We start from the raw sequence: 14,602 nt of genomic DNA, 5'->3' as shown, positions 1-14,602 counted from the left end.
GGATTGTTTATATCGGCGGTTGGTGAGGGAAAACCGCCGATTTCTTGCAATATCCGCTTACCAATTAACGATTTATGTCGCGGGCTGCGGATCCGGCAATGCCGAGGCCGGAAGACCGAACACCTTATCGAACAGCCAGTTGAACGCGAAGGTGTAGCAAGGGATGAACACGATCAGCGCCAGATCCAGCAAAAAGGCCTGCACCAGACTGATGTTCATCCACCACGCGATCAGCGGAATCAGGAACACGATCAGCGTCAGCTGGAACCCGACGGCGTGGGCGATACGCCGTTTCACCGTGCGGGTTCGCGACACCTGGCGGCTTTCCCAGCGCTCGAACAGCGAGGTGTAAATGAAGTTCCAGGTCACGGCGATGGTGGTGATGATCACCGCCAGCGGGCCGGTGCTGCCGGGCGAAGTGCCGGACAACAGGGCCAGGCCGAGGGCCGAGAAGGTCATGCCGATCACTTCATAGAGCGACACATAGACCAGTTTGCGTTTGACGCCTTGCATGGGGAATTGCCTCTTTCTTGCGACTTTTGGCCAGTGGGGCTGGCGAAGGCGACGAAAGATAGCTTCAATAGAGGTGACAGAAAAAGTCAGTAGCTTTCAGTTTTATTGATAGGTGTGAGAAGTGAATTTCAACAGCGAAAGCATCGAGCTGTTTCTCGCGGTGATCGAACGCGGCTCGTTTTCTGCCGCGGCCAGGGCATTGGGCAAAGTCCCGTCGGCGGTGAGCATGGCCATCGGCAATCTCGAGGCCGATCTCGGTTACTCGCTGTTTGATCGCAGCCATCGCGAACCCCAACCCACGGCGATGGCATTGTCGCTGGTGCCCCATGCGCGGTTGATCGCCGATCAGCTCAAGCAATTGCAGGTGCATGCGGTGCAGTTGTCGCTGGGGCTGGAGAGCAAGTTGTCGATTGGTGTAGCGGCGGATATCGATCGCCGACGGTTGCTGACGGCGATCAAGGACCTCAGCGAGCGCCATCCGCTGCTCGACATCGAAGTGCTGACCGCACCGCAGGACGATGTGCTGGCGATGCTCCACAGCGGCCGGGTGAGCGTGTGTCTGGCGTTCGCCGGGTTGAGCGTGAATGTGCTGGAGCGTTTTCAGTTCGTCGGCAGCGAAAGGATGATCGCCACGCTGGCGGCGGACAGCCCGTTGTTGCAGGGGCAGGATCTGTTTCTCGAGGATCTGGTGCATGTGCGGCAGATCGTGGTCGGCAGTCGCGACTTGCCGATCAGCGAAACCCGGCCGCTGGTGGCCGAGTCCCACTGGCGCACCGATAACCTGGAAACAGCGCTGGAAATGGTCGAGGCGGGATTGGGCTGGGGCAATTTTCCGTTATCGGTGGTGCAGCCGTGGCTCGATAGCGGTCGGCTGAAACGGCTGAATTTTCGCAACATCGAAAACGGCCTGGTGCTGCCGGTGCACGCGGTGTGGCTCAAGAGCCAGCCGCTGCAGAAGGGCGCGCTGGCTCTGGTGGAGTTGCTTGGGAAGTGATCATTAGGCGGTTGATCGTTCCCACGCTCCGCGTGGGAATGCAGCCCGGGACGCTCCGCGTCCCTTCCAGAGCCGAACGCGGAGCGTCCGTTGAGGCATTCCCACGCAGAGCGTGGGAACGATCAAACAGGGGGCTCAGGGGTCAGGTGCTCTCGCGAATCTTCAGTTCGAAGCCCATGTCCTCGACCGGACGCGCCACGCTGTTGCCGGCCATCAGCGTCAGCATCTGCTCCGCCGCACGTTTGCCGATCGCTTCGCGGGGCGTGTTGATGCTGCTCAGGCGCGGCACCATGTGTTCCGACATCGGTAGGTCGTTGAAGCCGAGGATCGCCACTTGCTCGGGGATCCTGATCCCGTTGCGCAGCGCTTCGAGCAAAGCGCCCTGAGCCAGGTCGTCGTTGCCGAAGAAGATCGCATCGACATCCGGATGCGCCGCCAGCAGTTGCAGGAACAACTCGCCGCCCAGGCCCACGGACGATGAGCGCGGGGTCAACACTTCCAGATCCGGGTCGTAACGGCCGGCCTTCTGCAACGCTTTGCGAAAGCCTTCACCGCGCAGCAGGGTGCGCTGATCGAGCTGCGCGCCGATGTACGCCAGACGCTTGCGGCCACGGGACAGCAAGTGCTCGGCAGCCGTTTCGCCGGCGCTGAGCTGCGAGAAACCGACGCAGTTCACCCCGGCGGCGCTGTCCAGCTCCATCATGTACACGCAGGGAATGTTGCTGGCCTCGATCATCCGCCGCGAACTTTCAGTACGGTCGAAACCGGTCAGCAGCAAACCGCGTGGCTGATAGGCCATGTAGTTGCGCAGCAGGTTTTCTTCTTCATCGCGGGAATAGTGGAAGTTGCCGATCAGCACTTCGAAGCCTTTGGGCGTGAGCACCCGATGAATGGCTTCCAGGGTGTCGATGAACAAAAGGTTGGACAGCGAAGGCACCAGAACCACCACCGAATGGCTCTGGGCCGAGGCCAGGGCGCGGGCGGCGGGGTTGACCACATAGTTGAGTTCCAGCGCGGCTTTCTGGACTTTTTCCACCAATTCAGTGGCAACCGTGCTGACCCCACGCAGGGCGCGGGAGGCGGTAATCGGGCTGACGCCGGCCAGGCGGGCGACTTCATTAAGGGTGGGACGGCCGGTGGTGCGGGTGTTTTTATCGTTTTTAGGGGTGGTCATCGGGCGGCTTGCCAAACAAAAATCAAGGCACTAAGGTAGCGCTGTCCTTATGCAGCTGCAAATGCGTAAGCGAGGTCCTGCCTGATCCTCGCTTTTTGGCGTACCGACAAAACCTGCTGCAACCCAAAAAAACGACAAGAAGGCGTCGGCAACTTCTGCCTGTGCACTAGAGTCATAGCTAGCAAAGGTAGCGCTGTCTGCGCGCTGAGGTGTTACATGAATCATCCCATCACCGCCCTGGTCATCATGGGCGTTGCCGGTTGCGGCAAGACGTGCGTCAGCGAGGCCCTGTGCCAATTGAGCGGCGCCACTGCCATTGAAGGCGATACTTTCCATCCGGCCGCGAACATCGAAAAGATGAGCGCGGGGATCCCCCTGAACGACGAAGACCGTGCCGGCTGGCTCGACAGCCTGTGCGACGAACTGCGTCGCGTCGATGCCCTGGGCCAACGCCCGGTGCTGACCTGCTCGGCCCTCAAGCACATTTATCGTGAACGTCTGCGCAGCGCCTTGCCGGGCCTGGGCTTCGTATTCCTCGAACTAACGCCGGAAGTGGCCGCCGAACGTGTGTCCCACCGTCCGGGCCACTTCATGCCGGCGACTTTGATCGAAAGCCAGTTCGCCACCCTCGAATCGCCCAAGGGCGAGCCGTTGACCCTGGCCCTGAATGCTTCGATCCACAGCGTTGAAGAGCTCGCATCGCAAGCTCACGTCTGGTGGCAGGCCCACGGCCTGAAACAGGCGGTATGAGTGTGATTGCGAAGATAGCGCTGTCCTTTCGACTTCTGATTAACCCGCTTTAATAACAACAACAAACCAGGAGACACCCCCAATGTTTGGCATGTCCCATGACGCCTACCTGCTGCTCGATGCAGTGGTCACGGTGATCGGACTCATCGTCCTGATCACCAAATTCAAGATTCACCCCTTCATTGCCCTGACCATCGCTGCCGCGTTCCTCGGCCTGACGTCCGGCATGCCGATCGGCACCATCATCAAGGCGTTCCAGGACGGCTTCGGTGGCGTGCTCGGTTTCGTCGGCATCATCCTCGCGCTGGGTACGATGCTCGGCAAGATGATGGCCGAATCCGGCGGTGCCGATCAGATCGCCCAGACCCTGATCCGCGCCTTCGGCAAGGACAAGGTCCAGTGGGCGATGATGTTCGCCGCGTTCCTGGTGGGCATTCCGCTGTTCTTCGAAATCGGCTTCGTGCTGCTGATTCCGCTGGTGTTCATCGTGGCTCGCCGCACCGGTGTGTCGATCATCAAGATCGGTATCCCGCTGCTCGCCGGCCTGTCCGCCGTGCACGGTCTGGTGCCGCCGCACCCGGGCCCGCTGCTGGCCATCGGCGTGTTCGGTGCCGACATCGGCAAGACCATTCTGTACGGTCTGATCGTCGCGCTGCCGACCGCCATCATCGCCGGCCCGATCTTCGGTACGTTCATCGCCAAGCACATTCCCGGTACGCCGAATCAGGAACTGGTGGATCAACTGGCCCGTGAGTCGGACTCGCAGGAGCTGCCAAGCTTCGGCATCACTCTGGTCACCGTGCTGCTGCCGGTGTTCCTGATGCTGCTGAAAACCTTCGCTGACGTGGCGCTGCCGGACGGTCATTTCTTCCGCACCTGGATGGACATGATCGGTCACCCGATCTCGGCACTGCTGCTGGCATTGCTGCTGTCGCTGTACACCTTCGGCTACAAGCAGGGCATCGGTTCTCAGCAGATGCTCAAATGGCTCGACGCGAGCCTGGCGCCAACTGCCGCGATCATCCTGATCATCGGTGCCGGCGGTGGCTTCAAGCAGATGCTGGTAACCAGCGGCGTGGGCGACGTGATCGGCCACATGGCGGTCAGCGCGCAAATCTCGCCGATCCTGCTGGCGTGGCTGGTGGCGGCGGTGATCCGTATCGCGACCGGTTCGGCCACCGTGGCGACCATCACGGGCGCGGGCATTGTGGTGCCGGTGGTCGGGATGATTCCGGGCGTGAACCGTGAGCTGCTGGTGCTGGCCACCGGTGCCGGCTCGCTGATCCTGTCCCACGTCAACGACGCCGGTTTCTGGCTGGTGAAGCAGTACTTCAACATGACCGTGGCCGAGACCTTCAAGACCTGGACAGCGATGGAAACCATCCTGTCGGTGGTGGGTCTGGGCTTTATTCTGTTGTTGTCGCTGTTCGTTTAACCCGAACGCAAGACACAAAAAAACCGCAGCGATGCGGTTTTTTTGTGCCTAGATCGTTCCCACGCTCCGCGTGGGAATGCAGCCCGGGACGCTCTGCGTCCCAAAGCGGACGCGGAGCGTCCATTGAGGCATTCCCACGCAGACGGTTCGACGCCTCGACGTGGGAACGATCATCACCTCAGGATTTGGTCACGAGGCCATCCGCCCGGAACATCCCGCGAATCCCGCGTACTGCCTGGCGAATCCGGTCCTGGTTCTCGATCAGCGCGAAGCGCACATGATCGTCGCCGTACTCGCCAAAACCGACACCCGGCGAGACGCAGACCTTGGCCTCGGCCAGCAGTTTCTTGGCGAACTCCAGCGAACCGAGGTGCGCGTAGGCTTCGGGAATCTTCGCCCAGACGTACATCGAAGCTTTCGGGTTCTCGACCATCCAGCCCAGCTCATGCAGGCCCTTGACCAGCACGTTGCGGCGTTGGCGATATTGCTCGGCGATGTCGCGCACGCATTGCTGATCACCTTCCAGCGCAGCAATCGCGGCCACCTGCAGCGGGGTGAACGTGCCGTAGTCGTGGTAGCTCTTGATCCGCGCCAGGGCGCTGACCAGTTCCGGGTTGCCGACCATGAAGCCTATGCGCCAGCCCGCCATGTTGTAGCTCTTGGACAGGGTGAAGAACTCCACCGCGATGTCCTTGGCACCCGGCACCTGCATGATCGACGGGGCTTTCCAGCCGTCGTAGACGATGTCGGCGTAGGCCAGATCGTGCACCACCAGCACGTCGTACTGTTTGGCGAGAGCAATCACCCGCTCGAAGAAATCCAGCTCCACGCACTGCGCGGTCGGGTTGGACGGGAAGCCGAGGATCATCATCTTCGGTTTCGGGATCGAGCCGCGAATCGCCCGTTCCAGCTCGGCGAAGAAATCCACGCCCGGCACCAGCGGCACCGACCGCACCTGGGCGCCGGCAATCACGGCACCGTAGATATGAATCGGGTAGCTCGGGTTCGGCACCAGCACTGTGTCGCCCTGATCCAGAGTCGCCAGCATCAGGTGCGCCAGGCCTTCTTTGGAACCGATGGTGACGATGGCTTCGCTTTCCGGGTCGATCTCGACCTCGTAGCGTTCCTTGTACCAGTTGGAAATCGCCCGGCGCAGGCGTGGAATGCCTTTGGACGTGGAGTAACCGTGGGTGTCTTCGCGTTGTGCAACCTGCACCAGTTTTTCAACGATGTGCGGCGGCGTGGCGCCGTCGGGGTTGCCCATGCTCAAGTCGATGATGTCTTCGCCACGACGTCGGGCGGCCATCTTCAGCTCGGCGGTGATGTTGAAAACGTAAGGGGGGAGTCGATCTATGCGCGCAAAGCGGCGCGGCGAACCTTGTTCAGCCATTGTTGCCTCGGATAACGTAAGCGCCCGGAACCGTCCGAGCGACGCTGGTCACTGCGGTGACCTGTGGCGGACGATAAGGTCAGCGATGGCATACTGTCCAGAGCCTTTGTAAACAAATTTTTCCCAAGGAAATCGGTTGATGGAATTTACCAGCGGCTTCTTGCTGAGCCTTTCGCTGTGCCTGGATATCGGCGTGGCCAACATCGCGATGATCACCCTGGCGATGCAGCGCGGCTATTTTCAAGGCTTCGCGCTGGGCCTCGGCACCTGCGTCGGCGACCTGATCTACGCGGTGCTGGCGCTGGCCGGGATGACCGTTCTGCTGCAATACGAAACCGTGCGCTGGGTGCTGTGGATTGGTGGTTCGGCGCTGTTGATCTACTTCGCGGCGAAGATGATCTATTCGGCGATTCACCACGAGGCGCAATTGGCGGCGACCGCCGAGGTCGGTCAGAACTCCCATCGCAAGGAATTCTTCCGTGGAATTTTTCTCGCCATGTCGTCGCCGAGCGCCATTCTCTGGTTCGCGGCAGTGGGCGGCACGTTGATCGCCCGTTCCGGTGGCGGCGGTCCTTTGAGCTCGGCGCTGTTCCTCGGTGGCTTCCTGTGCGCCGGGCTGTTGTGGTCGGCGGGGCTGTGCTTCGCCGCGAGCCATGGCGGCAAGTTGCTGGGCGACAAACTGCTGCGCTATTCCTACATGGCATCTGCAGCGATCTTCTGCTATTTCGCGGTATACGTGATCGTATCCGGTTATAACGAGTTCGTCGGTTCGGGCGCCGCCGAGGCCCTGCATACGCTGTAAATGTGCGAATCGGGTTTGGCTTCTATACTCCCAGCCGAACCCACTTTTTTCGTTCAAGGAGTCGAGTCATGGATGAGCAAAAACGCGTCGAAGTGGCTGAACCTCGCTTCGAACATGGACACTTCCTGCTGATTGCAGGTTTTCGCGATCGCTTCACTAAAGAGACCGTTCAGGACATCCCTGCGCTGTGGGAAAAACTGATCCCGCACATCGGAAATATTCCGGAGCAGAAGGGCGAAGTGACCTACGGCGTTTGCAGCAATTTCGACGGCAACGGCGGTTTCGATTACATGGCCGGGGTCGAGATCCGCAAGCTGGACGACTTCCCGCAGGAAAAGTATCCGTGGATCGAAGTCCTGCCGCGCCAGTACGCGGTGTTCGAACACAAGGGTTCGCTGGATCAGCTGCCGCAGACCATTGATTACATCTACAACACCTGGCTGCCGGCGTCCGACTACAAAGGGCTCAACGCTCCGGAGCTGGAACGCTACAGCGCCGATTTCAATCCGAAGCTCAACACCGGCAAGCTGGAAATCTGCGTCCCGGTCGAAAAGAAAACCTGATCGGCAACCGGCAGCGCGAACCTGCTTCGCGCTGCCGGTCGAACTTTACTTGCCCTTGATTCGTCGTGCCCGCAACAGGTCGATGCCCAGGGTAATGAAGCCGAAGAAGCTGATGCCCAACACCATCAACAAACCGATCTCAACGCTGCTCATAAACGGTTCCCCCCTCGGGTGATCAGAGACAGGCGTCAGAAATAGACCGTCCCGAATCCGAAGAAAAGCGCTTATACGCAGGCTTTACGCCGCCCGTGCGGATCGATATGAACACCTTATTCCTTTATCCTTGGCGGCCTTGTTTCCACTGATTTCGAGCTGCCATGAACACCTTCATCCGCCACGTTACCGCCGCCGACCTGGATCGCTGCTACGCCATCGAAACCCTCGCCTATGAGGGCGACGAGGCCGCGACCCGCGAAAAGATCGCCACGCGCATTGCCACCTGGCCGGACGGTTTCATCGTCGCCGAGGTGGACGGGCAGGTGGCCGGGTTCATCAACTCCGGTGCGGCGTTTGACGTGCAGATGTCCGACGAGGCGTTCAAGGAACTGATCGGCCACGACCCTGCCGGGCCGAACGTGGTGATCATGTCGGTAGTGGTGCACCCGGATTATCAGGGGCAGGGCCTGGCGAAACGCTTGATGGCCGAATTCATCGAACGCATGCGCGGGATGGACAAGGCGACGATTCATTTGATGTGCAAGGAAAAACATATTCCGCTGTATGCCGGGTTTGGCTTCGCCTACATCAAACCCTCGGAGTCCGACCACGGCGGCATGGCGTGGCACGAGATGATCCTGACGCTGTAACCGCGTTGATCGTTCCCACGCTCCGCGTGGGAATGCAGCCCGGGACGCTCTGCGTTCCTGCCGCACCACTGATGCAACGCCTGGCACCGTCGTGACGCAGAGCGTCAAAGTCTGCATTCCCACGCAGACGGTTCGACGCCTCGACGTGGGAACGATCGGTGGGCGGTGTCAGTAAAGGGTGTCACGCACTCGCGCAGGGGCCTCGCGATCATAGGCCTCGGCATCGAACTGACCTTCGTTCAGACGCTTGTGAAACGCGCCCGCCGTCGGCAGCGCCGAGCGCGGCAAGTGGGTTTCAGGGTTCCACGCATCCGAACGCACAAACGCTTTCGAGCAATGAAAGAACGCCGCCTCCACCGTCACCAGCAGCACCGTGCGCGCCGGTTTGCCGTTGACCGCAAAGCTTTCCAGCAAGTCGGGATCAGCGCTGATGGTTGCCGTGCCGTTGACCCGCAACGTCTCGCCAATCCCCGGAATGATGAACAGCAGCGACACCCGCGGATCGTGCAGCACGTTGCGCAAGGTATCGATGCGGTTGTTGCCCGGCCGATCCGGCAGGGCCAGGGTGCGCTCGTCAATGATCCGCACAAACCCCGGCGCGTCGCCGCGCGGTGAACCGTCGATGCCGTCGGCACCCACCGAGCTGACAATCACCAGCGGCGAGACCCGGACCATCGCCTGATAGTCCTCGTTGAGAAAGCCGATCTGCTTGCGCACCGCCCGTTCGTGGGGAAATCCGTAAATGGCTTCCAGCGCCTCGATTGAATCGATCATCGTTGCTCCCTCGACGATTAGAAGAACAGCCCCATGCGCCGCTCGTAGCCGATGCGGCCCTTGTATGCTTCGCCGCTGTCGACGAAGCCGTACTTGGCGTACAGCGCAATCGCGGCGTCGTTGTCGGCGTCCACCGACAGTTCCAGCCCTTTGATTTCCGGCCAGGCCTGGCGCGCAACGTCCGGCAACGCCAGCAGGCAGGCCCTGCCGTAACCCTTGCCCTGGGCGCGGTGATCGACCTGCAACGCATGCAGGGTGGCGCTGTGTTCATCGGCCCATTCCGGCAACACCGGCGGGCGCTTGAGCAGCAGGAAGGCCACCGGCACGTCTTCGGCCAGCAGCGCAAAACCTTTCACGCCGGGGCCGGGTTTCGACAGCAGCGTGTGCAGGGCGCCGTGGATGTCGCCGGAGAACTTGATCTGCTCGGCGTGGATTTCAATGGCCTCGACCTGTTGGCGTTGGGTGGCGTTCAGGCTTTCGTAAGGCACAAGTCGGGCTGACACGGGAATTTCCTTTTTCCTACAAAGATGAGCTTCGGATTCTAGCGATTTTGTCTTCTCCGGAATTTTTTTGTTTCAACTGTCGATCCGGTAAATCGCCGAACGACTAAGGGTGTCTTTACAACAAAAACCAGGGAGAAACCCCATGAGTACGCAAGCGCAGATTCAAAGCCTGATCGACACCTACCGCGAGGCGGTGATGACCAAGGACGTGGAAAAAGTCATGGCCCTGTATGCCGACGACATCGTTTCCTTCGATGCGATCAAGGCCCTGCAATTCAAGGGCAAACCGGCCTACCGCGCGCACTGGGTGGATTGCATGGAAATGTGCCCTGGCCCGCACATCTTCGAATTCCACGAAATCGCCATCGAGACCGCCGACAACATCGCTTTCGCCCACTGGGTCGCCAACTGCGGCGGTACCAATGAAAAGGGCGAAACCCAGAGTTGCTGGATGCGCGTCACCGCCTGCTACCGGCAGGTCGGCGGGGCGTGGAAGATCGCCCACGAACACTGGTCGGCACCGTTCGACCCGATGAGCGGCGCGACCCTGTTCGATGTGAAACCCTGATCTTCAGCCATAGTTGATCCGTCCGATTCAGGAGAACGCCATGAAGTATTTATGCCTGGTCTACAGCGATGAGCGCCTGCTGCATTCGTCGCCCGACAGCCCGGAAGATGCCGAGTGCTGGGCCTACGCCGAGTCGATCCAGGGCAGCGGCCGGATGGTCGCCGCCGAAGCGCTGGAGTCGGTGCAGACCGCCACCACGGTGCGCATGCGCAACGGCAAGCTGTCGATCACCGACGGCCCGTTCGCCGAGACCAAGGAACAGCTGGCCGGTTTCTACCTGATCGACGCGCGGGACCTCAACGAAGCGATCCAGGTCGCCGGCAACATTCCGGCGGCCCGGGTCGGCAGCGTCGAAGTGCGTCCCGTGCGCCAGTTGAATGTCTGAGGTCAGGACGCGGGTCGAGCAGGTCTATCGCGAAGACTCGCGGCGGATCCTCGCGACCCTGATTCGCCTGCTCGGCGATTTCGACCTCGCCGAAGAAGCCTTGCACGAGGCGTTCTTCGTCGCGGTCGAGCGCTGGCAGCGCGACGGCGTGCCGGACAATCCGCGGACCTGGCTGGTGTCCACCGGGCGCTTCAAGGCGATCGACGTGTTGCGTCGCCGCGCGCGGTTCAAGGCCTCGCAGCCGTTATTGCTGGCGCAACTGGAAGAACTGGAACAGTCCGAATGGGACGCCGAAGACGTGGAAGACGATCGCCTGCGCCTGATCTTCACCTGCTGCCACCCGGCACTGGCGGCGGACGCGCAAGTGCCGCTGACGTTGCGTGAAGTCTGCGATCTCACCACCGAGGAAATCGCCCGGGCATTCCTCTCGGCCCCGGCGGCGATTGCCCAGCGCATCGTGCGCGCCAAGGCGAAGATCCGCGACGCGAAAATCCCTTATCAAGTCCCGAGCCTGAGCGAATTGCCCGAGCGCCTCGACAGCGTGTTGCGGGTGATTTACCTGGTGTTCAACGAGGGTTATTCAGCGTCGGGCGGCGCTCAGGTGACCCGCGAGGACCTGACCCGCGAGGCGATTCGCCTTGGGCGGTTGTTGCTGGAGTTGTTGCCGGATCCGGAAGTTATGGGGCTGCTGGCGTTGATGTTATTGCATGAATCGCGGCGCTCGGCGCGGTCGACGCCTGATGGGGAATTGATTCTGCTGGATGACCAGGATCGCGGATTGTGGAATGCCGAGCTGATTGTCGAAGGCTGCGATCTGGTGGAAAAAGCGCTGACCACGGGGCGCTTCGGGCCGTATTGCCTGCAGGCAGCGATTGCGGCGGTGCATGCGGAAGCGCCCACGGCAGGGGAGACGGACTGGGCGCAGATCGTCGGGCTGTATGACGTGTTGCTGCGGGCGGTGCCGTCGCCGGTGATCGAGTTGAACCGGGCGGTGGCGGTGGCCAAACGTGATGGGGCGTTGGCGGGGTTGACCCTGGTTGAAGGGATTCTGGGGCGCGGGGATTTGCAGGATTACCACTTGGCGCATTCGGCGCGGGCGGAATTTTGTCGGCAGTTGGGGCGGGTGGAGGATGCTAGGGCGGCTTATTCGCGGGCGCTGGAGTTGACGCGGCAGGAGCCGGAGCGACGGTTTATTGAAGGGCGGCTTAGGGCATTGGACTGATCCGAAAGGATCGTTGGCAATATTGGCCTCTTCGCGGGCAAGCCCGCTCCCACAATTGGAATGCGATCAAATGTGGGAGCGGGCTTGCCCGCGAAGAGGCCGTTAAGGTCTGTAACAATGGATCAGGCCTGCTGGCGCGTAGCAGCCATCACAATCTCCCGAATACAAACCCCCTGCGGCTGCCCATACGCATAAGCAATCGCCGTCGCCACATCCTCGGCACTCAACACCGTCCCACCCATGTCCTGCTTCCAAGCCTGATACCCGGTCTTGATCGCCTCATCCGTGGTGTGGCTCAGCAACTCGGTCTCCACCGCCCCCGGCGCAATCGTGGTCACCCGCACATTATGCGGCGACAACTCTTCACGCAGATTCTCCGACAACCCATGCACCGCAAACTTGGTCCCGACATACGCCACATGGTTCGGGAAGGTCTTGCGCCCGGCCACCGAGCTGACGTTGATGATGGTGCCGTGCTTGCGCTCGATCATCCCGGCGACCACCGCGTGCACGCCGTTGAGCAGACCCTTCACGTTGACGTCGAGCATCTGGTCCCACTGCGCCGGGTCCTGTTTGCTCATCTCGCCCAGCAGCATCACCCCGGCGTTGTTGATCAGCGCATCGGCCGGACCGAATTGCGCTTCCGCCTCGGCCACAGCGGCCAGCAATGCGGCGCGGTCGGTGATGTCGACGCGGCGGCTGAGGGTGTTCGGCAGGGCCAGTGCTTCAAGGCGTTCGATGCGCCGGGCCAGCAACAGCAGCGGGTGGCCAGCAGCGCTCAAGCGGCGGGCGGTCGCTTCGCCGATGCCCGAGCTGGCGCCGGTGATGATGATCAATGGCTTGCTCATGGTTGAACTCCTGAGATAAGAAAAACAAATAACCAGATTCGTGACGCAGTATATTTAGCCCGCTGGAGGCTGAAAAATGCCTTATTCCTCTGTCTGTTATCGGAATCTCCTATGGATATCCGCCATCTCAAAGCTTTCCTCGCCGTGTTCGAGGAACGCAATATCACCGCTGCCGCGCAACGGCTGTTCATCAGTCAGCCCACGTTGTCGGTGACCATCAAACAGTTGGAAGAAGAGCTCGGCGCGACGTTGTTCGTGCGTCAGCCCCGTGGTGTGGAAGTCAGCGACGAAGCGCGTCTTCTGTACCCGCAGGCACGGCGGATGGTGGCCGAGTCCGAGGCGCTGAGTCGGATGTTTCGCGGTCGCGAAAACCGTGCGCCGCTGACCCTCGGTATCGAGGGCGATATCGCCGCCAGCCACATCGAAGCCTTTGTGCGCATGGCCCATCAGGCGTTGCCCAATCTGCTGCTGACCCTGGAGGAGGGCTGTCACGGCGATGGTCGATTGGCGGTCGAGGAAATGTGCTGCGAGGACGAACTGTTCCTGCCGCTGTGGGAAGAGTCCTATGTGATGGCGCTGCCCCTCGATCACCCGATGGCCAACGCGCAGGCCGGCTGGGCGCCGATCGAGGACTGGATCACCTGCCCGCAGCATCCTTCACATCAGCGGTTGATGGCGCTGTACGGACGCTCGCCGGAAGCGGTGGCGGGACATGCCGGTTCACTGCAACAGGCGTTGCATATGGTGGCGGCGGGCGTCGGCGTGGCGATGTTGCCGCAGTCACTGGTCAGCGGGCATGAACGCATCGTCGTGCGCGCGCTGCACCTGCCGGCGCCGACCCGGCGGGTGGGGTTGTGCTACGCGGCGCAAGCGCTGGAGTTGCCGACGATGCGTGGGTTGCACGAGTATTTTCAGGTCAATCGGCCGGCAGCGATCGAAGCGGCGTGAGCTACTCCAGCATCTTGCTCAGCAACCAGCTCCCCGCCGGCCCCGGCGGGTACAGCCTCGACCACAGTGCATCGACGAACACCGGTTTCGGCCAGCCGCGCACCTTCAGTTCCACCAGCAAGTCATTGCCGAAACGCTCCACCAGCCAGCGCGGCAGCGGCGCCCAGCCGAAACCTTTCTCGGCCATCTCCAGCAACATCAGATAACTCGGCGCCGACCACACCCGGCCTTTGCCGCGACTGTCATAGGGATTGACGATGGTGGCCAGGCGCAGCTCGCGATGCTGTTCAAGGACCGTTTGATCGATGGAATCCTGCGTCGCCAGCGGATGCCCACGACCCACAAACAAGGCGATTTCCGTGCGCTCGGCAACGGTCGCGGTCGCCAGATCCGGTGGGTAATTGTCCTGCATCTCGGCAAACGCCAGATGCGCCCGACCGCGCTGCACCAGTTCGACCAGGTCATCGCATTCGGCGATCAGGCATTCCAGTTCCAGATCTGGATAACGTTGCTCGAAGCCCACCAGTGCCGATTCGAAACGGTCGGACTGATAAGTGTCGGAAATCGCCACCGTGAGTTTCGGCTCAACACCTTGGGCCAATTGCCGGGCGGTCATTTCCAGACGGCTGGTGGCCGACAGAATCGCCTCGGCCCGTTGCAGCATCACGTGCCCGGCCGGAGTCAGCGTCGGTTTGCGGCTGCTGCGGTCGAACAGGATCAAATCCAGATCAATCTCCAGACTGGCCACCGCCGCACTCACCGTCGACTGACTGCGCCCGAGTTTGCGCGCTGCCGCTGAAAACGAGCCTTGAGTCGCCGCCTGTACAAACGCGAGCAACACTTCCTGAGACGCCATGAACTATCGCCTTGATCGATGGTTATTGGTTATGAAGTATCGGTGGGGTGCTGGATCATGGCAACCATCTT

General features: G+C 61.2%; 17 protein-coding genes. 10 read left to right on the top strand and 7 right to left on the bottom strand.

What is annotated here, in order from left to right; genetic code table 11:
- Positions 1-72: 72 nt before the first annotated feature.
- Positions 73-513, bottom strand: a complete 441-nt coding sequence (locus LOY31_RS22315; RefSeq protein WP_064598890.1) for a PACE efflux transporter — start codon at positions 511-513, stop codon at positions 73-75.
- A 121-nt stretch (positions 514-634) separates the two neighbouring features.
- On the opposite strand from LOY31_RS22315, the gene LOY31_RS22310 reads away from it, so the two are divergent.
- Complete coding sequence (locus LOY31_RS22310) at positions 635-1,507, top strand: LysR family transcriptional regulator (protein ID WP_127799504.1); 873 nt, start codon at positions 635-637, stop codon at positions 1,505-1,507.
- A 142-nt stretch (positions 1,508-1,649) separates the two neighbouring features.
- Here the strand turns inward: LOY31_RS22310 and LOY31_RS22305 are convergent, their stop codons facing one another.
- Positions 1,650-2,681 carry a LacI family DNA-binding transcriptional regulator gene (locus LOY31_RS22305; RefSeq protein WP_039766142.1) on the bottom strand — a complete coding sequence of 344 codons (1,032 nt, stop codon included), beginning with the start codon at positions 2,679-2,681 and terminating at the stop codon, positions 1,650-1,652.
- A 216-nt stretch (positions 2,682-2,897) separates the two neighbouring features.
- On the opposite strand from LOY31_RS22305, the gene LOY31_RS22300 reads away from it, so the two are divergent.
- Together LOY31_RS22300 and LOY31_RS22295 are read left to right on the top strand one after the other, a co-directional pair.
- On the top strand, positions 2,898-3,431 hold the full coding sequence (locus tag LOY31_RS22300) for a gluconokinase (RefSeq protein ID WP_258712223.1): 534 nt from the start codon (positions 2,898-2,900) through the stop codon (positions 3,429-3,431).
- 82 nt (positions 3,432-3,513) lie between these two features.
- On the top strand, positions 3,514-4,866 hold the full coding sequence (locus tag LOY31_RS22295) for a GntP family permease (RefSeq protein ID WP_007951120.1): 1,353 nt from the start codon (positions 3,514-3,516) through the stop codon (positions 4,864-4,866).
- Between the two features lie 178 nt (positions 4,867-5,044).
- On the opposite strand, the gene alaC is transcribed toward LOY31_RS22295, so the two are convergent.
- Entirely contained in the window at positions 5,045-6,256 is a 1,212-nt protein-coding gene (gene alaC / locus LOY31_RS22290; RefSeq protein ID WP_085606535.1) for an alanine transaminase, read from the bottom strand.
- A 139-nt stretch (positions 6,257-6,395) separates the two neighbouring features.
- Here alaC and LOY31_RS22285 point away from each other — a divergent pair, with 139 nt between their 5' ends.
- The 3 genes from LOY31_RS22285 to LOY31_RS22275 all read left to right on the top strand — a co-directional run bounded on the left by LOY31_RS22285 (position 6,396) and on the right by LOY31_RS22275 (position 8,427).
- Positions 6,396-7,058, top strand: coding sequence for a LysE family translocator (locus LOY31_RS22285; protein WP_039766147.1), 663 nt, complete (start codon positions 6,396-6,398; stop codon positions 7,056-7,058).
- A 68-nt stretch (positions 7,059-7,126) separates the two neighbouring features.
- Complete coding sequence (locus LOY31_RS22280) at positions 7,127-7,621, top strand: GyrI-like domain-containing protein (protein ID WP_258712222.1); 495 nt, start codon at positions 7,127-7,129, stop codon at positions 7,619-7,621.
- A 317-nt stretch (positions 7,622-7,938) separates the two neighbouring features.
- Entirely contained in the window at positions 7,939-8,427 is a 489-nt protein-coding gene (locus LOY31_RS22275) for a GNAT family N-acetyltransferase (RefSeq protein WP_085606531.1), read from the top strand.
- A gap of 168 nt (positions 8,428-8,595) precedes the next feature.
- Here LOY31_RS22275 and LOY31_RS22270 read toward each other — a convergent pair whose 3' ends face one another.
- Positions 8,596-9,201: a pyridoxamine 5'-phosphate oxidase family protein gene (locus tag LOY31_RS22270; RefSeq protein WP_085606529.1), complete on the bottom strand. Its 606-nt coding sequence runs from the start codon at positions 9,199-9,201 to the stop codon at positions 8,596-8,598.
- Between the two features lie 17 nt (positions 9,202-9,218).
- Entirely contained in the window at positions 9,219-9,704 is a 486-nt protein-coding gene (locus tag LOY31_RS22265; RefSeq protein ID WP_085606527.1) for an N-acetyltransferase, read from the bottom strand.
- A gap of 142 nt (positions 9,705-9,846) precedes the next feature.
- Here LOY31_RS22265 and LOY31_RS22260 point away from each other — a divergent pair, with 142 nt between their 5' ends.
- The 3 genes from LOY31_RS22260 to LOY31_RS22250 are packed head-to-tail and all read left to right on the top strand — an operon-like array spanning position 9,847 to position 11,879.
- The gene (locus LOY31_RS22260; protein ID WP_085606525.1) at positions 9,847-10,272 is read left to right on the top strand and encodes a nuclear transport factor 2 family protein; all 426 of its coding nucleotides are present in this window, start codon (positions 9,847-9,849) and stop codon (positions 10,270-10,272) included.
- 40 nt (positions 10,273-10,312) lie between these two features.
- Positions 10,313-10,657, top strand: coding sequence for a YciI family protein (locus tag LOY31_RS22255; protein ID WP_007951101.1), 345 nt, complete (start codon positions 10,313-10,315; stop codon positions 10,655-10,657).
- Positions 10,650-11,879 (top strand): RNA polymerase sigma factor, encoded by a 1,230-nt coding sequence (locus LOY31_RS22250; RefSeq protein ID WP_258712221.1) that lies wholly within the window; start codon positions 10,650-10,652, stop codon positions 11,877-11,879. Before LOY31_RS22255 ends, LOY31_RS22250 begins: the two co-directional genes overlap by 8 nt.
- Before the next feature lie 122 nt (positions 11,880-12,001).
- Here the strand turns inward: LOY31_RS22250 and LOY31_RS22245 are convergent, their stop codons facing one another.
- On the bottom strand, positions 12,002-12,727 hold the full coding sequence (locus tag LOY31_RS22245; protein WP_011335572.1) for an SDR family oxidoreductase: 726 nt from the start codon (positions 12,725-12,727) through the stop codon (positions 12,002-12,004).
- Between the two features lie 111 nt (positions 12,728-12,838).
- On the opposite strand from LOY31_RS22245, the gene LOY31_RS22240 reads away from it, so the two are divergent.
- On the top strand, positions 12,839-13,675 hold the full coding sequence (locus tag LOY31_RS22240) for a LysR family transcriptional regulator (RefSeq protein ID WP_085606519.1): 837 nt from the start codon (positions 12,839-12,841) through the stop codon (positions 13,673-13,675).
- Between the two features lies 1 nt (position 13,676).
- Here LOY31_RS22240 and LOY31_RS22235 read toward each other — a convergent pair whose 3' ends face one another.
- Positions 13,677-14,531: a LysR family transcriptional regulator gene (locus LOY31_RS22235; RefSeq protein WP_258712220.1), complete on the bottom strand. Its 855-nt coding sequence runs from the start codon at positions 14,529-14,531 to the stop codon at positions 13,677-13,679.
- Positions 14,532-14,602 lie beyond the last annotated feature (71 nt).

It is taken from the genome of Pseudomonas sp. B21-021 (assembly GCF_024749205.1).
Taxonomy (GTDB): domain Bacteria; phylum Pseudomonadota; class Gammaproteobacteria; order Pseudomonadales; family Pseudomonadaceae; genus Aquipseudomonas; species Aquipseudomonas paraglycinae.
The sequence above is the reverse complement of the archived record's forward strand: the minus strand, read 5'-3'. Positions and strand labels throughout refer to the sequence as shown.